The sequence below is a fragment of the Pseudodesulfovibrio sp. zrk46 genome, assembly GCF_012516435.1.
Classification (GTDB): Bacteria; Desulfobacterota; Desulfovibrionia; order Desulfovibrionales; family Desulfovibrionaceae; genus Pseudodesulfovibrio.
The window spans coordinates 519,491-539,186 of the sequence record NZ_CP051216.1; the positions used below are offsets into that span (position 1 = coordinate 519,491).

Annotated in this window: 16 protein-coding genes and 1 riboswitch; of the genes, 1 reads left to right on the forward strand and 15 read right to left on the reverse strand. The window is 50.4% G+C overall.

The features are described 5' to 3' along the window. Positions 1–18 precede the first annotated feature (18 nt). The 13 genes from cysQ to HFN16_RS02450 form a co-directional block, all read right to left on the reverse strand. Positions 19–786 carry a 3'(2'),5'-bisphosphate nucleotidase CysQ gene (gene cysQ / locus HFN16_RS02390; RefSeq protein WP_247648417.1) on the reverse strand — a complete coding sequence of 256 codons (768 nt, stop codon included), beginning with the start codon at positions 784–786 and terminating at the stop codon, positions 19–21. Between the two features lie 136 nt (positions 787–922). After that, on the reverse strand, positions 923–1,417 hold the full coding sequence (locus HFN16_RS02395) for a hypothetical protein (RefSeq protein WP_168889180.1): 495 nt from the start codon (positions 1,415–1,417) through the stop codon (positions 923–925). Positions 1,418–1,447: 30 nt separating this feature from the next. Continuing rightward, entirely contained in the window at positions 1,448–2,890 is a 1,443-nt protein-coding gene (locus HFN16_RS02400; protein ID WP_168889181.1) for a calcium-binding protein, read from the reverse strand. Positions 2,891–3,180: 290 nt separating this feature from the next. After that, the gene (locus HFN16_RS02405; RefSeq protein WP_168889182.1) at positions 3,181–5,550 is read right to left on the reverse strand and encodes a tetratricopeptide repeat protein; all 2,370 of its coding nucleotides are present in this window, start codon (positions 5,548–5,550) and stop codon (positions 3,181–3,183) included. Between the two features lie 22 nt (positions 5,551–5,572). Then, on the reverse strand, positions 5,573–6,982 hold the full coding sequence (locus HFN16_RS02410; protein ID WP_168889183.1) for a sugar transferase: 1,410 nt from the start codon (positions 6,980–6,982) through the stop codon (positions 5,573–5,575). Positions 6,983–6,989: 7 nt separating this feature from the next. Next, positions 6,990–8,507 carry a VPLPA-CTERM-specific exosortase XrtD gene (gene xrtD, locus HFN16_RS02415; protein ID WP_168889184.1) on the reverse strand — a complete coding sequence of 506 codons (1,518 nt, stop codon included), beginning with the start codon at positions 8,505–8,507 and terminating at the stop codon, positions 6,990–6,992. A 101-nt stretch (positions 8,508–8,608) separates the two neighbouring features. Continuing rightward, the gene (locus HFN16_RS02420) at positions 8,609–9,295 is read right to left on the reverse strand and encodes a hypothetical protein (protein ID WP_168889185.1); all 687 of its coding nucleotides are present in this window, start codon (positions 9,293–9,295) and stop codon (positions 8,609–8,611) included. A 238-nt stretch (positions 9,296–9,533) separates the two neighbouring features. Beyond that, positions 9,534–10,739, reverse strand: coding sequence for an XrtA/PEP-CTERM system-associated ATPase (locus tag HFN16_RS02425; protein WP_168889186.1), 1,206 nt, complete (start codon positions 10,737–10,739; stop codon positions 9,534–9,536). Between the two features lie 6 nt (positions 10,740–10,745). Beyond that, positions 10,746–11,549: an AAA family ATPase gene (locus tag HFN16_RS02430; protein ID WP_168889187.1), complete on the reverse strand. Its 804-nt coding sequence runs from the start codon at positions 11,547–11,549 to the stop codon at positions 10,746–10,748. Between the two features lie 12 nt (positions 11,550–11,561). Further along, complete coding sequence (locus tag HFN16_RS02435) at positions 11,562–13,313, reverse strand: GNVR domain-containing protein (RefSeq protein ID WP_168889188.1); 1,752 nt, start codon at positions 13,311–13,313, stop codon at positions 11,562–11,564. Between the two features lie 17 nt (positions 13,314–13,330). Next, complete coding sequence (locus HFN16_RS02440; RefSeq protein ID WP_168889189.1) at positions 13,331–14,509, reverse strand: outer membrane beta-barrel protein; 1,179 nt, start codon at positions 14,507–14,509, stop codon at positions 13,331–13,333. Between the two features lie 42 nt (positions 14,510–14,551). Next, a complete protein-coding gene (locus tag HFN16_RS02445) occupies positions 14,552–15,127 on the reverse strand; it encodes a polysaccharide biosynthesis/export family protein (protein WP_168889190.1) in 576 nt (191 codons plus the stop codon). A gap of 12 nt (positions 15,128–15,139) precedes the next feature. Beyond that, a complete protein-coding gene (locus HFN16_RS02450; RefSeq protein ID WP_168889191.1) occupies positions 15,140–15,616 on the reverse strand; it encodes a hypothetical protein in 477 nt (158 codons plus the stop codon). Between the two features lie 292 nt (positions 15,617–15,908). Beyond that, a riboswitch (cyclic di-GMP riboswitch) is annotated at positions 15,909–15,983 on the forward strand. Positions 15,984–16,014: 31 nt separating this feature from the next. Here HFN16_RS02450 and HFN16_RS02455 point away from each other — a divergent pair. Beyond that, complete coding sequence (locus HFN16_RS02455; RefSeq protein ID WP_168889192.1) at positions 16,015–17,460, forward strand: sigma-54 dependent transcriptional regulator; 1,446 nt, start codon at positions 16,015–16,017, stop codon at positions 17,458–17,460. Positions 17,461–17,492: 32 nt separating this feature from the next. Here the strand turns inward: HFN16_RS02455 and HFN16_RS02460 are convergent, their stop codons facing one another. Together HFN16_RS02460 and HFN16_RS02465 are read right to left on the reverse strand one after the other, a co-directional pair. Then, positions 17,493–18,935, reverse strand: a complete 1,443-nt coding sequence (locus tag HFN16_RS02460) for a UTP--glucose-1-phosphate uridylyltransferase (protein WP_168889193.1) — start codon at positions 18,933–18,935, stop codon at positions 17,493–17,495. 12 nt (positions 18,936–18,947) lie between these two features. Continuing rightward, positions 18,948–19,427 (reverse strand): PilZ domain-containing protein, encoded by a 480-nt coding sequence (locus HFN16_RS02465; RefSeq protein WP_247648489.1) that lies wholly within the window; start codon positions 19,425–19,427, stop codon positions 18,948–18,950. Between the last annotated feature and the right edge of the window lie 269 nt (positions 19,428–19,696).

A 19,696-nucleotide genomic window follows, 5' to 3' on the forward strand; every position in this document is an offset into this window, starting at 1 on the left:
ATCCAGGCAACAACTACATCAGGCCGTCAACTCATTTGCCTTACGGAAGGCATGAATAACTTCTTCACGCCATCTGCCGTTGGCCCCGCCGAGCACGATGAAGTGCGGATTCAGAAGGCTCTCCTTGGAATTATAGATCAACGGCACGCCATGCTCGTCCAGCAGGTAGCCGCCGGATTCTGTCACGACACAATGAGCGGCGGCCGTGTCCCATTCGCTGGTAAGCCCCAGTCTGGGATAAATATCTGCCTTGCCTTCAGCCACAGCACATATCTTCAGGGAACTCCCCATGGGGAGCAGTTCCGGGTTTGTCAGAAACTCGAGAAATGCAGACACCGCCTCGCTTTGATGGGATCGACTCCCCACGATGGCGAGGGCGTCCAGATTGTCCGGACACGATGATTTGATGCGAACCGCCCGGTCAACTCCCTCCTGACGGAATGCCCCCTTACCTTCCGCTGCGAACCAGCACACGTCATATTCAGGAGAATACACAACCCCAAGGGCAGACACATTCTGGCGAATCAGCGCGATATTCACCGTAAACTCGCCGTTCTTCTTGATGAACTCCTTGGTGCCGTCCAGCGGATCGATCAGCCAGTATTCCTTCCACTTTCGACGCTCTTCCCAAGGAATGCTGACGGACTCCTCTGACAACACCGGGATATGAGGAAAGCGCTTTTCCAACTTCTCGACGATATACTCATGCGAGGCTTTATCGGCCGCGGTCAAAGGACTTTCATCCTCCTTCCACTCCACTTCAAAATCCGACGTATAAATCGGCATGATCCGGGCTCCTGCGGCCCGGGCTACATCCACGACAAATTCCAACATTTCACGCTCAACCATCATCTCTCTCCACTTCTCACAAGAAAAGGCCCCCCAATTTTGGGGGACCTTTTCTATTCAACAATTTATATGCTTATTGGTTCATCCGGCGACGAAGGCCAACAAGTCCGACCAAACCGCTCCCAAGCAGCAACAAGGCAGACGGGATCGGCGTCGGATTGGCTGTCACGCTGTTAATTCCAAAGATTCCCTCCAACTTGATGGAGGTTACGCCAGCAAGAATCTCATCAAAAGCAGTCACCCAAGTAGGATCAGTATCGTCCCCGTACCAGACACCGTAACGGTTAATGTGTCCCCACGCTACATCGAACGGATCAAGGACTACAGGCCCAGTTTCAAAGGTAATTTTACCATATTCCATGGACGGGTATTCTATGAGATTGATCTCATCATCTACACCTTCAAAGTCGGTAAACGAAGCCTGCATGCCGTCAACTTCAAGGGTAAACGTCTCACCCGGACGATAATACCGACCAGCTTCAGATTCAAAGGTAAACACCGCTGCATGCGCAACCCCGGAAAGGCCGAGGAGCATTGTCAGACACAAGATTATCAGAACTTTTTTCACTGATCTTCTCCGTAAGAAATAATCGATTGGCTAGATGGAGTTCGTCTCGTCCAAGTGCTGCTGCACATAATCAGCAACTTCAGGACCAGGATACGCATCGGCATCAGGGATATGACTAAGTACACCCGACAGTTCGGAATTATCAACGCCCTGGAGAAGCACCCAAGTATTGTCGTGATCCACTGCATCACCGACCAGGATAGCGGAATCGCCGCCCACTTGATGGACATCCAAAATACTCAGGCCATCAAGATTGAGCTCATCTTCAGCGGGATTGAAATCGAAGATGGAGACCAGGCTGTCATAGGCGCCATCAGAAAGACTGGATTTATTGACATAGACGGTATCGGCACCTTCGCCCAGCGTCACTTCATTGTGGTAACCGTTGGCCACGGTTACGATGTCGTCGCCGATGCCGAGTAAAATAGTATTGTTGCCATCGCCCATGAGCACACGGTCGTTTCCATCATTGCCGTAGATGACGTCGTTGCCACTTCCACCATAGAGAAGATCATTACCATCGCCGCCTACGAGCAGGTCATTACCGGCCCCACCGACCAAAACATCATTTCCAGAGCCGCCATCCAAAGTGTCGTCTCCGGCATTTGCCCACAACGCATCATTCCCGTCACGTCCATAAATCGTGACATCTCCATAGCTCTCGGTCGTGCTGCTCAGATTGACGAGATCATGCCCAGCACCGGCATCAATAACTTCAATGCTATGCAGCATGGGGGCATCGGAATCATTACTCGAGTCATCAGTGAGGAACAGAGCATCACCTCTGGCAGAGTCACTGAGAGCCAATGTATCCTCACCGTCTCCCCCCAGATAAGTCTCGTAATTTCGCCCCATCCTCGAGATCATCTTGTATGCGCCGGTAGGGTCATCACCTCCACTCCCTTGCTCCCACGCAATTGTGAAGCTTGGCCAAAAGCCTGCGCTCTCGAAATTGATAAGCTCACCGGGAACCGGATCCGGTCCAGTCGAACCGCCACCACCAGTGGCAGGCTGTTCAACAGGATTGAGAAGTGGGGTATCACTATCTCGTGGGGTCTGGGGAGGTTGCTGCTGCGGATTATTATCGCGATTTCCGCCTAAAGAATCCAACCCATCATTAAGATCAGGATCCCCCGCAAAAGGTAATCCAGAGACACTTCTCTGCCCCGCCTGAGCATCAGCTGCGGTTTCATCCTGCGGATTTTGATCGGCGTTCATGATCGCCTGTATGAAGCCATCTACGGAAAGGGTGCCCTCCTCGGTTCCGATAGATTCAATGCCGGTTGCACCGTCGGAATCGAAGAAATTTGCCAACACGATGGTTTGGCCATCAATGACGATCTCGATATTCTGACCATTCACTGTGATATCGGCATCGGCGAAATTAAAATCGAACTGCAGTTCTTCTGCAGACTCGACGTTGTATTCAATACGATTAGTACCAGCAGCGGGTTTTCCAATGCTCAGAGCCATGAGGCACCCCTATTTTCTACGGTTTAAACAATAATATTCACACAAACGTTATGAAAAAAACGTGCCATAGACATTATTCATGCTAATTTAAGCACTTACACCCATCAGCTCGTGACTTATTTCATTATTCCGAAAAATATGGACCCACCCCAAAGACCTCTTTCGGGCTAAATCAGATCTGAAATATTCATAAACCCGATATACGGCTCATACGTCCCTATGCATACAAGACAGAAAAAGCCCACTGCCGTACGGCAGCGGGCTCTCCATTTTCTGATCCAGGATATTACCTACAACTCTTTAAGCAGCTTTTCCATTGCATCCTTTTCCGGGAAATCCCCACCGTCAGCCAAGGCTGCATGGACGATGCGACGAGCTTCAGAAGTGTAGGCCCATTTGGCCAAAACGCTCGCCAAGTGGTAGGCGATGGTCTTATTCTGAGGCATCTCATCATACGCCTTGTGGAGCGTCTCAATGGACTGCTCTCTGTTGCCAAGGAGGTGGTAGAGCCAGCCCAACGTATCAAGAGCTTCCGGGCTTCCTTTTGCGGCTGCGATCTTGGCCAGTTCGAGAGCCTTTTCAAGGGTGGCCTGATCGTTATGGTTCTCCGCATACAAGTAGGCCAGGTTGTTGGCAGCCGGAGAGAACTTGGGATTCACTTCAAGGACAGCTTCATAAGCTTCCTGTGCTTTGGATTCATCACCACGGACTTGATAGATTTGTCCGAGCAGAAACCGCTCATAAAGAGAGTCCGGATTCTTATCAAGAGCGACCCTGCACTCCTCAATAACCTTCTCCTGCTGATTGGAAGCCAGATAGATACCAATCAAACGCTGATAGGGGACACCCCATTCCGGTGCCAACGAACGCGCTGTCCGGAACTGTTTTTCAGCCTCATCAAGATTCTTCTGGGAAAGAGCCAGACGACCATACATATCGTGCAGGACCGGATTCTCCGGCATATCCCGCTCCAGTTCTGACTTGAACACTTTCAGTTCTTTCTTCTTTCCGGCAGCGTTCAAGGCAAAGAACTTGCGCTCAATGGCCGCGGCAGACTTGGGATGTTTGAAGAGCACGTCATCATAGTAGCCAATGGCTTTATCAAACTTTTTCTGGGCCTCGGCCATCATACCGAGACGCAACTGCGCAGGCCCTTTCTCTTCGGAAACATCAAGCGCCTTGCTGTAATATAATTCAGCGGTCTTGTCCTGACCACGCATCCGCTTAACATCACCCATGGCGATAAGGAGCGGCGCAGAATCAGGGGTCTGTTCAAGGAGTTTGGCAAGCTCTTGCTCAGCAAGTTCCCACTGTCCGTAACGGGCATAGTATTTCACCAGCAGGTTGCGGGAGGGAGAGTAATTTGCATTCTGATCAAGGATGTCGTGCAGTTCTTCAACTGCCATCAAGCCCTTGTCCTGAGCCAGGTAGGCACGGGCCAGCAAATCCCTCGCTTCATAGTGATCCGGCAACTCCTTGCGAACGATGCGCAAGTCGGCGATGGCACCTTCGATGTCCTTCATTTCAAGACGGATACGGGCACGAAGGTAGTAATATTCCGGAGAAGCATTCCCCATAATGGCGCTATCCAGTGCAGCCAGCGCCTCGTCATATTTCTTCTCTCTGAGCAACATTGCACCCAGCTTGGACTGTGCAGTGGAAACAAGAGGATGGTCCGGGTGCTCGGAGATGATCGTCTCAAGCTCTGCCTTGGCGGTTTCGATTTCCTTCTGTGCGAGGAGGATATCCACCTGAGCCATCTTAACTCGAACATTTTCAGGATCTTTCGCAAGAATCTCTTTTGTTACGGCAAGACTCTTTCCATAGTCTTTTTTCCGCAGATAGAACGCAGCCAGATTCAGAGGGTAATCAAGATTTTCCGGGTCCCCCTGAACAAGCTTTTGAATGGTTTTCTCAGCTTTATCGGTCTGTCCGCTTTTCTCATACAAACGGGCAATCATAAGCTGCACGGGCGCTTTGGTTTCTGCATAGTGCAGCAGACTATTGTAATATTGCTCTGCTGTTGCGTAGTCTTCCGCAGTCTCCGCCATGGAGGCGGCCTTAAAAAGCAACGTCAGGCTCTTAGGATTCCTGCCGATGGCGGTCTCCATTTCTTTCAGAGCCTGTTTCATATTGCCCATCTTCTCGTAAGAAGTGACGAGTCCCAGTGCGGCATCGGTATTATCAGGATTCTCTACAAGTATAGCCTGCAGGATGCGCTGTGCACCTTCATAATCTTTAATCTGAAGCAGGACGCCAGCACGAAGCAGATGCGCATCGGTATTCCCCGGTTCAGCTTCCAGTACGAGGGAGGCGATTTCTTCGGCCTTCTCATACTGACGGGAAAGCAGATAGATTCTGCCAAGGCCCATCTGGGCCTCGTAGAGTTTCGGATCCAACTCGACAGCCTGCCCGTAAGCCCCGAATGCATTTCGCCAATTCTGCTCCTTCACGGCGCAATTGCCGAGCAGCAAGAAGGCCTTCGCATTCTTTGGGTCAAGCTTCACCGCATTCTTGGCTTCAATCTTTGCCTCGGCGACGTCGCCGCTCTCATAGTAGGCAAGGGCCTTGTTATAGTAATCGACGCTCTTCTCCTCGGAAGAACCACATGCACCCAAAACAAGGCACAGACACAAACAACAAAGTACGTTCTTCAGCATACCTACTCCCAAAAAGGCAAAATCATGAGGCACCATCTTTTCTGAGGATGACCCATACGGTCTTGAACAAAATTTCGAGGTCTCGCATGAACCGCCAACCATCAATGTATTCCAGATCCAGCCGAACAACATCGCCGAAATCCGAAATCGCATTACGCCCCGAGACCTGCCACAAGCCGGTAATGCCCGGCTTCATGGATACGCGCCGACGCTCGCTTTTCTTGTAATGTCGCACTTCATCGACAGTCGGCGGACGGGTGCCAACAAGGCTCATCTCGCCTCTGACGACATTGATGAACTGAGGGAACTCATCCAGCGATGTCTTGCGAAGGAACCGCCCGACTTTAGTCACACGGGGGTCGTTCTTCATCTTGAACATATGGCCCTCCATCTCGTTCTGGGCCATGAGTTCCTTCTTTCGCTCCTCTGCATCGATGAACATGGAGCGAAATTTATAGAGTTTGAACTTCCGGTTGTTCTGTCCAACACGAACCTGGCTAAACAGGATCGGTCCGGGAGACTCAATGCGAATGGCAATGGCGATGGGAACGTACATCAGACAGAACATCAGGAACCCGATCGTACCGCCGACGATGTCCAACACCCTTTTGTAAAAGAGCCCTGTTGCGCTAATTGTCGTGCCGTAGATGCTGAGGGCGGGGATAATATCGATACTATCCACCCGGATTCCCCAACGCCGTTCGCCCGGGGTGAACATGGAGGGAACAATTCGGCAGGTCAGTCCCATCTTCTTGCAAATTTCCAGATTGGCCGCAAAATCGAACGGGACGCCGGAGGGAACCGCAAACACCACTTCGTCAATATTCTCATCAACGGCAATGTTGGCGAACATTGCGGCGGAGCCCATATATTTAACACCATCGACTAATGCGGGCTCGCCAACCGAGAGCCACCCTACGAGGGTGTGGCCCCAGCTCTTCTGTTTCTCAAAGGCAGCCTTGAGCGACTCGATACGCTCTTCATCACCCACGAGGAGAATCCTCCGCAGGTTATATGCATCTACGTCTTTCCTGAAAAAGTGATAAAACAGGAAGCGAATAAACATGGCTCCAACAAAGACGATAACCACGTAACTGCCTATAAAAATACGGGACAACCCTTCCTGTTTCACGAAGAACAGACCAAGAGTCAGCAAGGAGAAATCAACGGCAACGGCAAGGGAGACCCTTGTAAAAGCTGTCTTGAAAGGCGGATTGAAGCTCGCAGTATAAAACCCGAGCTGCCCCATGACAAAGCAGTTGATGAACATCAACGAGAGAACAATGGAGATGAAGAGGCCGTCTTCCATTGACCAACCATAATCACCGACAAGCCATCGGATGTAATATGCCCCGTATCCGGCAAGAATAACGACCAACCCATCAAGGACAAGGGCCACGTTGGTCGTCACGTATACTTGCTCTTTATACATGCCTACCTCACATGGATTGACGGTTGTATTCTACAGGCAGATAGCCTGCCAAAGTCTGCTGCAAACGACTGGCAAACGCATCAAGGAGTTGCTGTGATTCCAGCACGCTTTCGCCTTGGCGGACAGGCATCTCAATCCTCACAAGGGCACCATCAGTACGTTTGAGAACCACGGCATCCTTCAGGAGATGCCATTTATTCCACCACTCATTGACTACGATCTTTCCGCGCTGGAGGAGCCAGAAATTGGAGATCATTTTCTGTCCGTTTCGATCCATGATCATCTGAGCCACGGGGAAAGAGCGCCCTTCCCCGGCGACAGCCGGCAACTGAGTCTTGGACATGATGCCCCATCCGCCGCCCACAAGGCAGGAAGTCGGCGCGTGGGCCGCGTGGCTGGTTGTCTGATGATCATACCAGGACACGAGCAGGTACACGACATCACCGGTTTCATTATTGCGATACACGACGTTGACGTAGTCATCGGCACCAAGGCTTTTCAGCACAGGTTTGGAAAGATATTCCCGCTGTCCATCCCATTCTCCGATCTGCATGGGGAATGAGGTAAAGTCCTTTCGTTCTGGACGTTTCTCCATGGTAAAATAAAACATCTGTCCAAGCAGCATTATTCCGAGGACGCAGCAGCCCAGTATGCCGGGCTCCCACGATACATTTTTTGCTGGCGGAGTCGGCTCAGGAATCATCTCAGCAGGGGCTTCAGAACGCATGAAGTAGGCACAGGCTCCCATGATGAGGAGGGAGAATACATACACCAGCCAACCGGAAAAATCGTGAAAGAAGCCTTCGGCCAAAGAGGGATCAATATATTTGGAGAGGACACCGGTCAGTGCAATTCTGAATGCGTTGGAAAAAATAGTGACTGGAATTGCGATCAGGACAAGAAACAACCGCCTCATGGGCTTGGAAAGAAAAAACCATCCGATCAGCAAGGCCATCAAGATCGAGGGCCAAAGGTAGCGCAACCCACTACAGGCATCCACTACCTGGAGTTGGATTGCGCCCAAATCGATGACGTTGCCGTCCCTGTAGACTGGCACGCCAACGACCTTCAACATTTTTTCGGAAATAACAGAGGAGACGAGCCTGAGCTTAAGGCTCACCAGTCGGGTGATGAACGGTGGGAAGGGAATCGCAAACAACCCGATCAGAATCGGCATCCACATAGCCCGAGCAGATCGATTGCCCAGTGCAAGCAGTCCCAAGCCGCACAAGGAACTCCACATGGAGACATAAACAAAAAATTTCAAGGACCCGAGACGGCCTACATAGAAAGCAGCAAATGAAAAAACAAGACAGACGACACCGAGTGAGATTCCCCCTCCCATGGCACGAGCAATTTTGCTTCGTTCGCTCCACAGGAGATACGCGACGATGGGGAGAACGAGATAACAATGGGAATAGTCTGGTTGGTCCCATTCATTAATTAGAACACCAAAATCAGACCAGAACACTGCGATCCAAACAACAAACGCAACGAGGTAACCGGAGAGTCGAATCATCTGCATGGAGAAGCCGTTTTTTCACATCCTATAAAAAGTAATTAGACAAGGCTGCACATCGCAAAAAGATGTACAGCCTTGCCCTCAATACTCGTCAGAGAAAGGCCCTATGCTGCGGTAAGGCGACGAATGCCAACCATACCGGCCAGACCGGAAAGCAGAAGCAGCACGCTGCCAGGAATCGGCGTCGGATTGTAGCCAATTGTCGAAATCATCTGATTTGAAAGGGCCATATTGGGAAGGACTTCAGCCATCACAGTCAACGACTCAATGGGAAGGAACTGTCCGGCACCACCCAGCATGGCAAATGAAAATTCTTCAACGTTAGCGAAGCCGAAGGTCACCGTGTCGTTATCGTAATCAATCTCCAACGGATCATTGGACCATTCTCCACCGAATCCATCGGCAAAAACGTAATCCCTGCCTTCAACAATATCGGAAGCCATGGAGAACATGACCTGTCCATTATTAACACCAGTCGTTCCCATAAATACGATGGTAGCATCTTTATCAAATGAGATTGAAGACGCACCGCTTGCAGAGCTCAACCCCATTGCACCGATTGATGCATTTATAAACCAATCTCCAGAGAAACTGATCCCTTTTTCAGCCCCTTTGCTTGCGATATTTCCAGGGGGCATTCCATTCATTATAAAACCATTCCACTCTCCATTGGTAAAATCCATCGTCACTTGAGGGGGCCCAATTTGAGGGGGAATGGTAGATATTGCAAAAGCACTCGCGGCAAAGCACAGGCTCAACAGACAGGTAAAAAATACGATCCTCAATTTCATGATGTCTCCTCCAAACAAGTATTTGTTCAGCTATTGGAAGAAACGTGCCAATCAAGAACAGAACAGCAACCCGCTCAATTTATGGCATATTTCAATAAGGACACATATTGGAAATATCAGTCACCCACTTATTCCGGAAAACCTAGACAACATAAGAGCGCACACAACCATACGCAGACCAGCACGCCGAGATGGCGTGCTGGAAGTATTCAATATCGTGATAATCAGGGATTACGGATTAGCCCGTAAAGATGCCGAATATGGAGTGAAGAAAGCCGGAACGGGGCTTCTTCTCGGAAGACGCATTTTCACTGTCTGTTATTTCCAGACTCGACAATTCGTCTACTTTGAGTTGAAGCATTTTGTTCTTGTGGAAAAGGGCAACGCAACGTCCAAAATAGCGCTCGGAACGGACTCGCTCTTTTTCCAAAAGGTCTGCGAGAGACTTGATCATCTTCTCATGACCTTCTGAAATCGAACCATCAATTTGTCCGGACTGCCAATTCACCTGTGCAGTCAGTTTGGCCACCATGGATTCCAAATGAGCAATACGCTCATTGTTGACCGATCCACCTGCCCCGTCGATCAACGCAGGCTCATTGGTAACGAAATCCACTCCGCCATGGGTATTGTGCGGGTCGATACCAATGTTATCGCTGATGACCTGCTCGATGACCTGTTTCGAGATCATTTCCAGGGAGTCGGCATAGCCATACACCATCGCAGCATTACAGAGCACATTGACGGCACGGGGAATCCCGCCAGTATGCGTATGGAGAAGATCCAGTGCGTCTCCGGCAAACAGCTTGCGTTGCGTTGCACCAGCTTTTTTCAATCGATAATCAATGTACTCACCAAGCTCCTCTCTGGACAAGGGGGCAAGGTGATAGTTGATGGCCACTCGCTGGGCCAACTGCTCGAGCCCGGGACTCTTGATAATATCCCGCAACTCCGGCTGCCCTGCCAAGATGATCTGAAGCAGTGGCTGCGTGTCAGTCTGCAGGTTGGAAAGGAGACGAACCTCTTCAAGGGCCTCCGATGAAAGGTTCTGCGCTTCGTCAATGATCAGCAGACAACGCCGCCCCTGTCGAAAAGTATTGATAAGATGCTGGTTGAGCAGATCAAGGTTCTTTGATTTGTCACGTCCTACGCCTTCCACCTCAAACTCGATCAGAATAAGACGAAGTAACTCTTCGGCGTCAACATTGGTATTGAAGACAACAGCAACCTCCACATCGTCAGTCATCTGTGTAAGCAGATACTTGAGCAGCGTCGTCTTCCCTGTTCCTATTTCACCGGTAAACAGTATAAACCCGATATTCTCGGAAAAGCCATACTGTAAATAGGTCAGCGCCTGCGTATGCTTGGTGCTCTCGTACAACACCCCGGGATTGGGGATGATATCGAAAGGCTTCTCTTTCAAGCCATAAAATTTGCGATACATGACGAACTACTGCGTGATGTGTTTGTTCAGAACGACGCCAAGAATCTTGTCTTCGCCAAGCATCTCAATGGCAGCCTTGATATCTCTCTGGGATGTCTTGCCTTCTTCTACAACAAGAATGATCCCGTCCACATAGGTGGAGAACACAAGCGAGTCAGGCATATCCAAAACATGCGGGCAGTCAAAGATGACGTACCGATCAGGATAGCGATTCTTACATTCCTGAACGAGCTTCTGCATTCGCGGCGTGCTGAGCAAGTCAGCTGACTCTGTCGTTGCCTGACATGCAGGAAGTACAACGAGCTTGTCGATTCCCGGGTTCACCAGCAACTCAGGCAGCTCCAACTGCCCGATAAGGTAGTGTTCCAAACCGCTGTCCTGGTCCTTACACACACCCATTGTCTGGGCCACGCCGGGCCAGCGCAGGTTGGTGTCGACCAAGAGAGCTGTCTGGCGGGCATCGCGGGCGATACTCATGGCAAGGTTCGTGGCAACGATGGTCTTGCCTTCCTGTCGCCCAGGACTGGTGACCATGATCGTATTCATGCCTTTCTCGCGGGTCATCTGCAACAGCTTGGCGCGCAACACGTTGAAGGCATCTCGAATATGCTGGGCACTTCCACCGGTGAGCAACCTGTTGCGCTCCATGTGGATGTCACTTGCTTCCTGAATCTGCGTCTGACGGGGTTTGGCCTTTGGAGAGCTCGGCTCTTCAGTATCAGGTGTAGGCTGCTGTATGGCAGCGTGAACCACGGCTTCATCGGCGCGCTCTTCCTGAGCTCTTTTCAATGCTTTTGCGATTTTACTCATGATTCATCCACCTTAAATAACCATCTGCAGTTTATCGACGATCTTGAAAAATGCCACATCTATGGGAATGACGAATAAATGAACCGCCAACACTATCCCTGCAAAAATACTAGCGGATGTTGTGAGTATCATCACTCGATGTTTCTTCTGTTGCGCCACCTCTTCGCTGGTCTGGACATAGGGGATCGAGGCAAGCACAGGGGCATTGACCAAAGTGGTAAGCATATCACGTCCATGGACCGAATGGTCCATAAACTCAGCCACAGCCACTAAACCGATACCGAATCCAATGGAAAGGATGAAGGCCACAACAACGAGAAGCATACGCTTAGGCTTGTAGGGCTTCTCAGGCATGACAGGAGGTTCGACGAGGGACAGCTTTTCACTGACATGCTCCTTCTCAAGCTCTTGAGCCTGACGGGCTGCCAGCACCTTCTGCATGGTCTCCTGATACTTGGCACTTGAGTTCTGATAGTCGCGCTGCAGCGTGGCATATTCCTGCTCAACCTGCGGACTCTGTTCAATGTAGCCAACATAGTCATCATACTTCTTGCGCAGTTCCGCCATCACATTGCGCTCATTGCGAATCTCCAACGTGGTCGCCTGAACCTGCGTCTTGAGATTGATGTAGGCGGGATTTTCCTTATCAAGCCCCTTGTCCGCCTTAAGCACCATGTCGCTATTCTGCGATGAAGCCAGCTCAGCTTCCAATTCAGCGATCTTGCCTCGGGCATTGATCACATCCGGATGCTTGGCAGTATATTTCTTTTCCAAGGCAGCCAGTTGTCTGCGCCAGGATTCCAGTTCGGCGTCTCCTTCTGTAGCTCTACGCCTTGCAGCCAGTTCCTTTTCAAGCAGATCGATCTGCCCCTTGAGCTTGATCATATCCGGGTGCTTTTCGGAACGAGAGGTCTTGCTCGCAAGATACTGGCTTCGCAGAGCCTTCAACTCCTCTTCAGGAGTCATAATGCGAGAACCATCAGCAGAATAGGAATACATGGTCTGATCAACGGTGGCCATCTGACCTTCAAGATAGACCTTGCGGTCCATCAGGGTTTTGATCATTTCCTGACGGGCATCGATATCCTTTTGGATTCTGTCCAGCGTTTGCAGATTGAGTTCCATCAACTCCGGAAGAGAGCGATAATGCTCTTCCTTGAAGATGGCGATACGAGCCTCGGAAGCCTGTACTTCTTCGCGCAACTGATCGAGCTGCTTGTTCAGAAATTCATAGGTGGTCAACGCCTTTTCCTCTCTCTCACGGAGGTTCTCCTCCAAAAAGAGAGAAACAAGGGCGTTGGTGGTCTGCATGACCTGCTTGGGATATTTACCATCAAAGGCGATAGTAAAGGCGATGGTCGCCGTAGAAGGCCGCCCTGTGTTACTCACCACATCGGCCTGAATATTTTCTACTTTGATATTCTCACGCATTTTGGCGAGAATTTCCTCGGAAGTCAGGCTGTCCTTGTATTCGCTGTAGAGACCAAACCGATCAATGATGGATTTCAGGTTTTTCCGGCTGAATGCCATCTGGCTGATCGACTGGAGACGCTCTTCAACATAGCCAGTGACTGTGGACTGAATAAGTTCCTGAGGGACTTCCTGGCCTTCAACCAGAATGGTTGCAGAAGAAGTGTAGATGGAAGGAAGAATGAAAATCAGGAGAGACGCTAGCAGAAACAATGTTGCGGCAGGTACGGCGAACAGCCATTTTCTCCGCTTGAATGCATTGATATAGAGAGTAATTTCGTTGTGCGTCTCCATGATTTCCTCATTGGTACCTACAAAAAGCTTGGATACTCATATTGGAAATGAAGCCCGATCCTGTTCTGGTGGTTTTCTTTTCCGGAGATCCTGTTTTTGGTGTTGGTATGTTTGTATTCCAAACGAATGGAAGCATCTTCAGTCCACTGATATTTCAGCCAGGGGCGGACATAATAAGTCCTGGTCTTGGATTCAGAAACGAGCCCGCCCGTCTCTGTATTGTAAGCAGCGCCCTCCAAGTAGGCAGAAAAACGTTCGGTGAAGAAGTACTCACCGGAAGCGCGACCACGAGTTCTGAGAGAAGATTCGCCATAAGTGGAAGGCGAAACCTGACGGTCTGCTCCCAGCGTAAACTTCCACTTTTCACGGGAATACGTTCCCGAAAGATCAAAACTGAAATACCCTCTCGACGTCTTCTCATTCGAACGGGAATCAAAAGTCACGTCAGACTTGTAATACCCAAGCCCAACAAGGCCTCTCAGGTTCAACAGTTCGGTCGGGTTGTAACTCATGCCGCCCATCAATCCGAAAACATCCTGATTGGTGTCGCCATCCAGACGGTCATACAGATAGTGGTTATATGTTCCCTGCCCAAGAAGGCTGACCACCTCATTATTCATGATGTGGGTCCACCCCAAGACACCACCTGTGGCGGTGCTGTCCGGGTTGTCCTTTCCGGCGTATCGAATGGCGGAGATCGGGATGGAAAAGGAAAGCTGATCCTTTTCCGTCAGGCTCCACTTGGCACCGGGAGTAAAACCGTACTTGCGACGCAGGGCGGATGCCGTCTGCGTACCGGACTGGGTCAGTTCGTCTACAAAGGTATGATCATAGTCATAGGATGCATCGAAATTAAGCTGAAACCGCTCATTCAGATCCTTTTCACCATCAATCCAGAAACGATAATTCTCGCGATCATACTGCGAAAGATTGTTGTACCGAAAAACAGCAGCACGTCCGCCGCCGCCGATCTTCCAGTCCTCCTGGCTTACTTCCAATTTCAGTGAAGGGGTTACTCGAAACTCCCAGTCCCCTTTGCCATCAAAATGTACGTTGTCGTCGTACATTGTCTGCACCGTGATCCCCGGAGTCAGAACGGTCTGTTCCGCATAGCTGACACAGGGGACAAAGAGAGACAGGACCAAAAGGACCAGCAGGAATCTGGAAGACAATCGTGTACAGGAGGCTTTCAGCATGAAGCAAAACTACTTTGCAGAGGCAAATTGAGGTGTCCCGGATTAGGGAACCAGTACAGTATCCCCGGGCTGCAAATTGATATTCTGCTCAAGCCCATCTCCGGCAACAGCCTTCACGTAATCGAAAGGAAGATATTGCTGCTTCCCTTCTTTCCCGGCGCGGACCACCAGAATCTCATCACTCTCTGCGTAGGGAGTCATGCCGCCAGCCAAAGCCAGCGCCTGGAGGACCGTTATCTGGCCACTCATCAGATATACGCCAGGCCGGTTGACCTTTCCGACAATGTAGACTTGGGGGCTCCCAAGCTGCTGCAACATAATGGTAACCGGCGCATCAGAAACGTATTCCTGTATACGTTTTTCGAATTCTTTTCGCAACTGTTCTACGGTCTTACCGGCTGCGACCATATCGCCCACCAGCGGGAACGATACTTTACCGTCAGGACGGATGATGACATTGGGGCGGGTGAGTGCTTCGTCACCCCAAACGGAAACCTCCAGAACATCTCCAGCACCAAGCTTGAAGCCTTCCATGGCTCCAGCCATGGCAGCGCCGGAAAACATGAGCAGGCAACCCAAAAGAAGACCAATCGCCAACGATGCAGTACCCTTATTCATTTTCTATCATTCTCACAGGTTAAATATTTCGCTATCCGTAGCGGACGGTCCCAGATGCTCCAGCAATTCCCTGTAGGCCTCCTGCCCACCACGCGAGGTGAACAACAGTCGCGCACCGACATGCACATCCCCGTCATCCAAAGCGATGCGTTGCGCTTCGCAGTCCAGATGAATCGTGCTTTCGTCTTCTGTATATGAGAAGAACAGCTCGAACTGAAAACCTCTGGCATTGGTTTCAGCGGCAACACCGCACACCTGGTTTCCTGAGCACACAAGATGTACCCCGCTCGGAGAAATATCGGTGATCTTTGCAGCCTGATATCTCACGGAGCGATCTTCGCCCATGTACGAAACGATGGCAGGGATATTGACGTCGATGCGGAAGAAGCCTCGACGCTCTTTGTTCTCTGAATTTCGCAGTTCATGACGCCCGACATATTGCCGAACGATACTCTCGAGTAACCCCTCAGGGGTCACACTCAACGTCATTGCGATCGACTCCAGCTGGCGACTTAACTCTTCCGAAACTTGATATGCATTTCCCATTTTGTTTCACCTGCTTCGCGCTAGTGGAAGAAACATGCCACATAGATAATTCTGAATGTTTTCAGTATGTAACATGCAAACACACTATTTAACCACTGTGTGATTCTGAAAAAATCGGACAACCTTACTCGGGAGAATTTCCCGAATAATTTGGGAAAAAAACTCATTTAACTTTAGTCATGGGAACGTTTCTTTACACAAACCTGATTTTTGTGTCATAGCTGCTAATCGAAATATTCGTGTTGGCCAAACTAGGTGCGAACCTGGGACGGAAAGCCACGGGTCTCCAGTAGACGGCCGGGTTGCAAAAAGGATTTAGGACTTAAGCAACCAAGTGATCCATGGCTAAGATTCTCTTAATAGATGACGCACATGACTTTTGCCTGCTCTTTTCAACCATGTTGAAGAGGCTGGATATTGAATGCGTGACGACGAACACGTTGGAGGCAGGGCTTCAGGCCCTCCAGGAAGAGCAATACGACATCGTATTCCTCGACGTGCACCTGGGAGAAAACACCAGTCTGCCACATATTCACACCATCCTGAACTCTCCGGGCACCCCAGACGTAATCATGGTCTCGGGCGACGTCTCCGGCAAAAACGCCGAAATCGCCATTCAGGCCGGGGCCTGGGATTTTCTGATCAAGCCCTTCCCCTTCGTTGAATTCGAACGCTGTCTTTCCCGATGTCTGAAGCACCGCGAGGCCAAGCAGCGCTTTATTTCCGAATCGATCATCCAACGGGCCCCCATTATTGGGAATAGCCCGAAACTGTTGAGAGCGATTCAGTGGGTTGGCGTCATTGCCAGAACCAAACACAATGTCCTCATCCTCGGTGAGACAGGTACGGGTAAGGAACTTTTCGCCAAAGCCGTCCACGACAACAGCGACAGAAAGAACCAACCGTTCACTGTTGTGGACTGCACCAACCTGCCACGCACCCTCGCCCAGAGCATTCTTTTCGGGCATGAAAAAGGGACATTCACCGATGCCAAGGAGAGCAGGGAAGGCCTCTTCAAACAGGCAGACGGGGGCACCATTTTCCTCGACGAAATCGCTGATCTGGATCTGAACATTCAGAAATCCCTTCTGCGCGTCATCCAAGAGCACTCGTTCCGCCCGCTAAGCTCAAAGAAGGAAGTAAAAAGTGACTTCCGGCTTGTTGCAGCGACCAACAGAAATCTGTCTAAAATGGTTGAGGAAGGCACCTTCCGTCAGGATCTCTATTACCGCCTGAAATCCTGCATCATCAATCTTCCCTCGCTGAAGGATCGCATTGAAGACATCGTGCCGCTTGCCACACACTACATGGCCAAGTTGTGCAAGGAACAGGGGATTCCCAAGAAGCGTCTTTCCAACGACTTTCTCACGGCACTGAAAGATAACGAGTGGCCCGGCAACGTTCGCGAGCTGATCAATGCAATGAACTATGCGATCACCAACTGCTTCGATGCCAAGACGCTCCACTCCTATCACCTGCCGAGGGAACTCCGAATTTGTCATATCAAGCAGTCGATCAACTCCAAGACTGCAGCACCTCCGCAGGAAGTCGAACATGCTGCCCCGTTAGATATTCTTCCGGAGCAACACTTCACTGCAACCGAGTTGCCCTCGTTCAAGGAAACCCGCCAGAAGGTTGTGCACCAGATGGAAGCTGAATATCTTCTGGAATTGGTCAAGCGATCCAAGGGCGACCTCAAGGATGCCTGCAAAGTGGCCGGACTCTCCAGAGCGCGACTCTACGAGCTACTCCAAAAACACGAAATTGATTACCGAACAACGGCATAAAGAAAGGCGGGTTAACCCCGCCTTTCTCATTTCTATGCTACTGCAAACTTGCCGCTGAGATTTTTGCCTGGTGGCAGTATCAATTGCTGCCGCGATTTATTCACGACTTCAACTGTCCCATCCAGAATGACTTCCCGAGGAAAGACAACATCCCCGCGAACAGTCAATTGCGTACAATTCCCCATGGAGGGAACGCCGTCAGGGAACCGGGAGAAGAAGCTCTCCACTGTGGAATACACGGTGGGATCAAGATTGATCTTGGGCAACTTCCTCCAATCTGCGCAGACAACTGAATTGCATTCCGTCACTTCGAAGCAGTCAGACATGGTCAACATCAGGTCGCTGATGGTTTTGACCGGGGAGAATCGACTTCTGGGAACGACCACGGCCTGTGCGCCCTTGAACAGGGACAATGCTGCACCCATGGCAGTTTCGAGCTGGAAAACCTCCGGAGAATTGGGATCACCGGGTACAGCTCTCTTCGGATTGACGATCAACTGCAGAGAGAACTGACGGTAATGCAGGAATGCCTGCTCCACGGCCTTGAGGTCCAGCCAGATGGAATTGGTATTGAAGAACGAGTACTTATCGATATCCTGGAAGCAGTCCATATCTTCCGGAGCGCACTGGGCCACTTCACGAAGGCCAAGCAGTCCGTCGATGCCACCAAGGCGGGCGAGGTGTCCGCCTTTGCGATCCTGGACCGTGCGCTGGCACACTTCCATGAGGAACGGAACGTTCTCCTTGACCATGTAGCCGAGCAAATCTGCGTTGAAAATGGCACCGAGATTATCCGAATTGGAAACGAACACATATCGGTAACCATGCAACAGCAGCAGCCGAAGGAGACCGGAAGTAAGGAGCGCCGTAAAAATATCGCCGTGTCCGGGCGGGTTCCATTCAAGCTCGGGCGTCTGTTCCCAGCTCAGAGGAGTCAAATCGTCTTTGCGAATTCTGGGGTAACGATGCTGAACAAACGTCATCGGGATGTTGGGATCGCCGTTGCGTTCATTGGCCAACCGTTCCCGGGTGGCTTTGTCTGTCCAAAAGCTGTTCATGAGGAGCAAGGGCAGTGAGGCATCATGCTCGATGCGAAGGAGTTCCATCTGCTTGAGAATCAGGTCCAGAAATGTCCGTCCCTCTTTCACGGGCAGAAATGACTTTGGCCCTTCAAGCCCCATGCTTGTTCCCAGTCCACCGTTCAATTTGATGATGGCTGTCTTGTGGAGCGCAGCACGCCCGGAATCCCCGTATTTTTGCAGGTCATCCATGGACGGGATATCATCCGGTAAAACCGGACAGATCCTGTCTTCGGTCAAATAGGACTCTTCATTGCTGAGAAAATGTGCGAAGTGCTCTTTGAACGTATTGATCACGATGTCAGGAGCACCGTCCTGCGCCATCTTGTCCGCATACATCTTGTACAGAGTATGGAACTTATCGGAATCAAACTGATCCTTTGATAACTTGGACATTTCAGATCTCCCCTACGAGGCGCTGCTCAGGAGTTCTTTCAAGACCTCGAGGCTGTCGCCTGTTGATTTGACGAATTCACAACCAAGTTCAGAATTTTCCTGGTGAAAAATGTGTTTCACTTCACACGTGAAGCACACAGGGTATTCTTTCTCCGGGACCGTAAAAATGATTTCAACTCTTCCGCCGACCTGAACCAATCGATCAATGTCGTCCTTGTCATAGTCACATTGTAACTTCACGCCCCCTGCAGACACATCCAACACCGTTCCCGGGAGGATCGAGCTGCCTACGACGTCGCCAACAGGACGGGCCACTGCTGATAGATTAACATCATAACGGTCATGGGCACGTCGATTATTTTTTGAAGGTCCTGTCAGATACAATTCCAAAGATTCAACAATCAATGCATCCGCTTCCAGTTTTCTCTCCATGGCATGGGCCATGAGAGCATCATTCAAACTTTCCGGCAGCTGAAAACAAATTGTTTGCATTCTCGACACAATAACTCCCTCGTGGATTCCAGCTAAGAATTCACCACCGTCGCATTCACAGCTTGATGGCAAGTTGGTTTACGTTTTGCATGTCTCCCGAAAGCGAGTTTTATGCCAACACAGAGAACTTATTGATATAACAGCTTTTCATGACGATGTTGGCAACAATGACTGACGGAACAATATAGGATTCCGATTTTTTAAGACGAGACAAAAGAAAGCCATGCCAATAACCAACACGCATATCACGATGGGAGACTTCCACTCTT